Raw genomic sequence first — 4,294 nt, 5'->3', positions numbered from 1 at the left:
AAACCCCACAGGTAATCCTGTGGGGTTTTGTTTTTGTATAAGTGAGAACGCATCCATGCGTGACGACAGGTACTTGGTGTCATCACGAATGTGATTAGATGTTCGTGCAGTGCCAGGCAGTACACAAAATTCGAGAGGTTGACGTTCAAGGCACCCTCTCAAGCAGTTACGCTTGACGACCATAGCAAGGTGGTACCACTCCTTCCCATCCCGAACAGGACAGTGAAACGCCTTCGCGCCGATGATAGTGGACGGACGTCTGTGAAAGTAGGTCATCGTCAGGCTTTTATTGCGCAAAACCCCACAGGTAATCCTGTGGGGTTTTGTTTTTGTATAAGTGAGAACGCATCCATGCGTGACGACAGGTACTTGGTGTCATCACGAATGTGATTAGATGTTCGTGCAGTGCCAGGCAGTACACAAAATTCGAGAGGTTGACGTTCAAGGCACCCTCTCAAGCAGTTACGCTTGACGACCATAGCAAGGTGGTACCACTCCTTCCCATCCCGAACAGGACAGTGAAACGCCTTCGCGCCGATGATAGTGGACGGACGTCTGTGAAAGTAGGTCATCGTCAAGCTCTTATCCCTCAAAGCCCCGCCGTTCACGGCGGGGCTTTGTCATTGGCGATAACCAGTTCGAATTCGGACTGAAGACGAAGTCGCAAATGACCGCCTAATTGATGCCGCAATGGCGCCGTCAACCACGCTGCAAGCCGCGCCAATGTTGAATGTGCCGAAATAACAACGCCCGTGGATGGTTGGGTTTTGTGCGGTAAGATTGACCGAGTCAATTTGTTGGAGCGTTATCGTGAGTGATCCCCAGACCCCCGTGCCCGGCACAACGTTGGACCTGCGCACGCTGACCCATGTGGCATACGGTTTATTCGCCCTGGGCTTTCTGACAAGTGGAATTCTGGGCATTGCGACATTGGCGGCAGTGGTGCTGATGTACCTGAAACGCTCCGACGCCGCGGGCACGGTTTACGCGGGTCACTTCGACTGGATGCTGCGTACGTTCTGGTGGGCGATGCTGTGGCTGGCGATCAGCGCCATAGCGGTCTACATCTTCATTGGCTGGATCAGCTTGATCGCGACGGTCGTGTGGGTCCTGTATCGCTTGATCAAGGGCTGGCTGGCGCTGTTGGAAGGCAGCTCGCCGACTCCCTACGCCTGATCGGGAGAAAGCGTCTCATAGGCGCTTAGAAGGCCGGTAGAAATGCCGGCTTTTTTACGCCCGCGAATTCGCTGTGATCACGATGCGCGCGAAGACGCGACAAACGCGGGCTAGCGTTGAACGCGTTCCAAGACATGGCACGGCCGCACACAGCACGTACACAATTCGCACGGACGCAGCGGCGCGCAGAAGGCGATCCGATAGTGCTGGGGCGGTATGGGGGGGTTGAGCTTCGCCGCGTCCACAGAACATGGACTTGGGATGGTGCGCCGAAGATGGCGCAGCTGAACGGAGGGTTGGCTAGCCCGGCGAAAAGCCAGGGCGTCGCGACAATCCAGGAGGCAGGGACGTACGGGGTACGCCCTTTGCCTGCTTACTTCAGATGTGCGTTGACCAGTTTGGTCAGTTCGAACATCGTGACCTGATCTTTGCCAAAGATCGGGCGCAGCTTGGCATCGGCGTTGATGTTGCGCTTGTTGCTAGCATCTTGCAGGTTGTGCTTCTTGATGTATTCCCAGATCTTCTTGGTGACCTCGGTACGCGGCACGGCTTCCGAGCCGATGACAGCGGCCAACTCGGCGCTGGGGGTCAGGGGCTTCATGAATGCAGCGTTCGGCTTGCGCGCGGTCGCGGGTTTGGAGGTTGTGGCCATAATGCGGCGCTCCTTCTCTGGCTGTTGGAAAAATTGTCCTGCGGCCGGAGCATAACGTGTCTCTCTGGTAAAGACAAAGGCATTTATCCTCTGTAGCAACTAAAATATACGCACCGTCCCCTCTATCACGCCATTCTGTAACCTCCTATGTACGCACGATCTGCCTTGGAATCAATTCGACTTTTTCACGACGAGTTGACCGCGCTGCGACGCGATTTGCATGCCCACCCCGAATTGGGTTTCGAAGAGGTGCGAACTTCGGGGATCGTCGCCGGTGCGTTGGAGGCGTTGGGCATCGAGGTGCATCGGGGGATAGGCAAGACAGGCGTGGTGGGCGTGATCCGTGGCCGGCGCTGCGATAGCGGCCGCATGATCGGGCTGCGCGCTGACATGGATGCCCTGCCGATGACCGAGGACAACGACTTTGGGCACAAGTCCACCAAGCCTGGCTTGATGCACGGATGCGGTCACGATGGGCACACCGCGGTGTTGATCGGCGCCGCCAAATACCTGGCTCAGACGCGTAATTTTGACGGTACGGCGGTCTTGATTTTCCAACCTGCCGAGGAAGGCCGAGGTGGCGCGCGCGCGATGCTGGAGGATGGCCTTTTCGACACGTTTCCGTGTGATGCCATCTATGCCCTGCACAACTGGCCTGGCCTGCGACCAGGTACCATTGGCATCAATCCCGGCCCGATGATGGCGGCGGCCGATCGCTTTGAAATTCAGATCACCGGGCGCGGCGGCCATGGCGCGCATCCTTACCAAACCATTGACCCGGTGACCATCGCAGGCCAGATCATTACGGCGCTTCAGACCATTGTGTCGCGCAACGTGAATCCGCTGGATTCCGCGGTGGTGTCGATCGGGTCGATGCAGGCGGGCCATCCCGGCGCCATGAGCGTCATTCCGCGCGAAGCGAAGTTGGTGGGCACGGTGCGCACGTTCCGCAAGTCGGTTCAAGAAATGGTTGAGACGCGCATGCGAGAGCTGGTCACCGCAATCGCCAGCGCATTCGGCGGGACCGCTGAACTGATCTACGAACGCATCTATCCCGCCACCCTGAACACGCCGCAACATGCGAACCTGGTCGCCGATATCGCCACCGAGATGATCGGCAAAGAAAATGTCGTGCGCGATCTAGTGCCGTCGATGGGCTCTGAAGATTTCTCGTTCATGTTGCAGAGCAAGCCAGGTGCGTACTTCCGCCTGGGCCAAGGCGGCGCCGAGTCGGGCTGCGTGCTGCACAACTCTCATTTTGATTTCAACGATGCGGTCATTCCCCTGGGCAGCGCGATGTTTGCCGCGCTGGCTGAACGGGGCATGCCGCTGGCAGATTAAGAAGCCTCTTCCATGTCTACTCAAAGCACGACCCAGCTTACTATCACCCGCCCTGATGATTGGCACCTGCATCTGCGCGATGGCGCGGCACTGGAAGCCGTGGTGGCCGACACCGCACGCCAGTTTGCGCGGGCCATCATCATGCCCAATCTGAAGCCGCCGGTGACCACCACCGAGCAGGCGCTGGCGTATCGGGATCGCATCCTTCAAGCGTTGCGCAAGGCGGGCGGCAACGCCGACGCCTTCACTCCGCTGATGACGCTTTATCTGACGGACAACACCTCAGCCGAAGAGATCCGCAACGCGCATGCATCCGGTCAGGTCTACGCGGTGAAGCTCTATCCCGCTGGTGCGACGACCAACTCGGACGCCGGCGTGACTGACTTGTTGGGCAAGTGCACCCAGGCCCTGGAAGCATTGGAAAAATGCGGAATGCCTTTGCTCGTGCACGGCGAGGTGACGGATCCCGCTATCGACGTATTCGACCGCGAAGCCATTTTTGTCGAACGCGTCATGAAACCGTTGCGTCGCGCGTTCCCGGCCTTGAAGGTGGTGTTCGAACACATCACGACGAAAGAAGGCGCGGAGTATGTGCGGGATGCTGAAGGGCCGACGGCCGCGACGATAACCCCTCAGCACATGCTCTACAACCGCAACGCGATCTTCCAGGGTGGCGTACGCCCGCATTGGTATTGCCTGCCGATCCTGAAGCGCGAAACGCACCGCCTTGCCTTGGTCGAGGCCGCCACCAGCGGCAGCCCCCGGTTTTTCCTGGGCACGGACAGCGCACCGCACGCCCGCGGCCTGAAGGAACACGCCTGCGGCTGTGCGGGTTGCTACACCGCGCTGCACGCGATGGAGCTGTATGCGACCGCGTTTGATGCCGTGGGCAAGCTGGACAAGCTGGAAGCCTTTGCAAGCTTCCATGGTCCGGATTTTTACGGTCTGCCGCGCAATACCGGCACGCTGACGCTGGTGCGCGAAACGTATCAGGTGCCCGAAGAGCTGGCATTCGGCAATACGACGCTGGTGCCGTTGGCGGCGGGCGAGGCGCTGGCTTGGCGCGCTCACGCTTGAGCGGCACGGGGCGCGCCCGGGCGCGGCCACTAACGTGAATCGGGGGGG

The 4,294-nt window shown here is 59.2% G+C and carries 4 protein-coding genes and 2 rRNA genes; 5 read left to right on the top strand and 1 reads right to left on the bottom strand.

The annotated features are described in order from the left end of the window. The first annotated feature begins 171 nt into the window (after window positions 1–171). From rrf (ACNPP0_RS01280) to ACNPP0_RS01270, 3 genes are all read left to right on the top strand, one after another. A 5S ribosomal RNA gene (rrf, locus tag ACNPP0_RS01280) occupies window positions 172–284 on the top strand. A gap of 183 nt (window positions 285–467) precedes the next feature. Beyond that, window positions 468–580: ribosomal RNA gene (gene rrf / locus ACNPP0_RS01275) — 5S ribosomal RNA — on the top strand. 176 nt (window positions 581–756) lie between these two features. Further along, on the top strand, window positions 757–1,176 hold the full coding sequence (locus tag ACNPP0_RS01270; protein ID WP_332613028.1) for a DUF4870 family protein: 420 nt from the start codon (window positions 757–759) through the stop codon (window positions 1,174–1,176). Window positions 1,177–1,549: 373 nt separating this feature from the next. Here ACNPP0_RS01270 and ACNPP0_RS01265 read toward each other — a convergent pair whose 3' ends face one another. Beyond that, window positions 1,550–1,828, bottom strand: a complete 279-nt coding sequence (locus ACNPP0_RS01265) for an SWIB/MDM2 domain-containing protein (protein WP_006217453.1) — start codon at window positions 1,826–1,828, stop codon at window positions 1,550–1,552. A gap of 147 nt (window positions 1,829–1,975) precedes the next feature. Here ACNPP0_RS01265 and ACNPP0_RS01260 point away from each other — a divergent pair, with 147 nt between their 5' ends. Together ACNPP0_RS01260 and pyrC are read left to right on the top strand one after the other, a co-directional pair. Then, entirely contained in the window at window positions 1,976–3,169 is a 1,194-nt protein-coding gene (locus ACNPP0_RS01260) for a M20 aminoacylase family protein (protein WP_104143374.1), read from the top strand. A gap of 12 nt (window positions 3,170–3,181) precedes the next feature. Further along, on the top strand, window positions 3,182–4,246 hold the full coding sequence (gene pyrC / locus ACNPP0_RS01255) for a dihydroorotase (RefSeq protein ID WP_332613024.1): 1,065 nt from the start codon (window positions 3,182–3,184) through the stop codon (window positions 4,244–4,246). The last annotated feature ends 48 nt before the right edge of the window (window positions 4,247–4,294 follow it).

Source organism: Achromobacter semiaridum (assembly GCF_053543755.1).
Note: the sequence above shows the minus strand (reverse complement) of the source record. Positions and strands in the feature narration are given on the sequence as shown.

Excerpts from the sequence above, each read along its gene's own strand:
- ACNPP0_RS01270 (WP_332613028.1), top strand. The coding sequence starts at position 757 with ATGGTTGGGTTTTGTGCGGTAAGATTGACCGAGTCAATTTGTTGGAGC.
- ACNPP0_RS01265 (WP_006217453.1), bottom strand. The coding sequence starts at position 1,828 with ATGGCCACAACCTCCAAACCCGCGACCGCGCGCAAGCCGAACGCTGCA.
- ACNPP0_RS01260 (WP_104143374.1), top strand. The coding sequence starts at position 1,976 with ATGTACGCACGATCTGCCTTGGAATCAATTCGACTTTTTCACGACGAG.
- pyrC (WP_332613024.1), top strand. The coding sequence starts at position 3,182 with ATGTCTACTCAAAGCACGACCCAGCTTACTATCACCCGCCCTGATGAT.